Here is a 1948-nt window from a genome sequence, read left to right as displayed (position 1 = left end):
GTGGTTTGCTTGGCGTGTGTGCGGTCAGCGGCCTGTTTGCCTGGCAGCGGGTGAAGTCGAAAACCCTGTTGATCTCGATGGGGATGGTCGCACTGGTGGTGCTGTTTGCCGCCGCCGGGATCAGCGACCGGGCATCTGGCGGCGCCGCCGAGAGTGGGGTCGATGCCTCGGCCATGGGGCGGATCTACGCCTGGCAAGCGGCCTGGGGCATGGCGCTGGGCCATCCGCTGGTGGGGGTGGGCTTGTCCAATTTCTATTACAACTACTTTTTCTACAGCCCCCATTGGGATGGACTCAATCATGCGGTGCACTCCACCTGGTTCGGGGTGCTGGCTGAAACCGGCTTTGTCGGGCTGGCGCTGTTTATCGGCATGGTGACGGTGACCCTGCGCAGTTGCTGGCGTTGCCAGCTTGCTGGCATGCCTCCTGCAGTGATCACGGCGATGCAGGGGGTGATGGCCAGCATGGTGGGGTTTGTGATTTCGGGATCCTTCCTGACCCAGGGGTTTACCTGGCCCATCTATCTGGAGTTGGCGTTGGCCGTCGCCGCCATCAAGTACGTGCAGCAGGCGGCCACAGAGGTGAAGGCCACCGCTGAGGATCATCAGGAGGCAACCCGGTTGCCGGCAGTGCCACCAAAGGGAGCAAGAGGATGAACGCAACCCCTGTTTTGCTGGTTCACTACGGAGAGGACTGGATCCGCGGCAGTGAACGCTGCCTGCTGGATCTGCTGGCCCACTTCGATCGCAGCCGGTTTACGCCGTTGCTCTGGTGCAATAGCCCGATGCTGGCGGCAGAGGCGGCCACCCTCGGGGTCGAAACCATGGTTGAGCCGTTCAGCCTGCTGCTGGGATGGCAGGCGCCACGTTTTGATCTTGCGGCCCATCGGCGCCTCTCCCGGCGAGCCAGAGAGCTCATCACCGAGCGGCAGATTGGGCTGGTGCACGCAAACAGCGCGGCCCCTTGTCAGTGGCTGGCGGGGGTCTGTCGGGCGTTGCAGGTACCGCTGGTGTGCCACCTCCATGCCCGTTACCAGCCCAGAGACAGGTTCAGCCTGCGGGTTCATCAGGCAAGCGTGCTGATCGGGGTGAGCGAGCCGGTGTTGACCGGTTGGCGCCAGGATGGCTGCGCGGTCGATCGGTTGATCCGGGTACCCAACGGGGTGGATGCCGCTCGCCTGAATGGCGGTGCTCACTGGCCGGTCGTCGGCATGCTGGACTTGCCCCCGGGGGATATGATCATCGCAACCGTCGGCTCATTGATCAAACGCAAGGGGATTGATCTGTTGATCCGCTCGCTGGCTGCCCTGATGGCCTCGGGGGAGGAGGCCCAGTTGCTGATCATTGGCAGCGGTCCGGAGCGGGAAGCATTGATGGCGTTGGCTGTCGAGCTCGGGGTGGCCGAGCGGGTCCACTTTTTGGGTGAGCGGCCGGACAGTGCCGCTATCTTGCGAGGCGGGGTGGATCTGCTGGTCTCCGGAGCCCGTGAGGAGGTGTTTGGTCTGACGTTGGCTGAGGCGGGCATGTTGGGGCTCCCGGTCAGTGCCTACCGAGTGGGCGGCATCCCCGAAGTGGTGGAAGAGGGGGTGACCGGCTTGCTGGCAACCCCGGGGGATTGGGCCGAGATGGCTGATCACTGGCGGCAATTGAGTAATCCGCAGCGCCGATGTGCGATGGGGCGGGCCGCTCAGCTGCGTGCCGCGCAGTTGTTCACGGTGGCGCGCTACGTTGACGGAGTCACGGCGGTGTGGGACGCCGCGCAGGCTGGTCGTTGGCACGCCACGGCCCCCACACCCTTCCGACCATTCATTCATTGGGCGGGGCAACGACTCCTTGCAAGAGGGCGCAATATGCTGGCGGGTGGGATGGCAAGAGTGGCGCAAAAAGTGCAGTTGGGGTTTGGCCGCCGCAAGGTACCAGAGTAAGGGAGCAGCAAGATGAGCATGCAA

General features: G+C 64.0%; 2 protein-coding genes. Both read left to right on the top strand.

What is annotated here, in order from left to right; all coding sequences use genetic code 11:
• Positions 1-656, top strand: a 656-nt coding sequence (locus DBR30_RS04915; RefSeq protein WP_181363489.1) for an O-antigen ligase family protein, incomplete at its 5' end; no start/stop codon positions are given.
• Entirely contained in the window at positions 653-1924 is a 1272-nt protein-coding gene (locus DBR30_RS04910; RefSeq protein WP_108541762.1) for a glycosyltransferase, read from the top strand. The genes DBR30_RS04915 and DBR30_RS04910, both read left to right, overlap by 4 nt.
• Positions 1925-1948: the final 24 nt, after the last annotated feature.

The sequence above is a fragment of the Aeromonas sp. HMWF017 genome (assembly GCF_003061465.1).
GTDB classification, from domain to species: Bacteria; Pseudomonadota; Gammaproteobacteria; order Enterobacterales; family Aeromonadaceae; genus Aeromonas; species Aeromonas veronii.
The sequence above is the reverse complement of the archived record's forward strand: the minus strand, read 5'-3'. Positions and strand labels throughout refer to the sequence as shown.

Coding starts and splice junctions, on each gene's coding strand:
- DBR30_RS04910 (WP_108541762.1), top strand. CDS start 653: ATGAACGCAACCCCTGTTTTGCTGGTTCACTACGGAGAGGACTGGATC.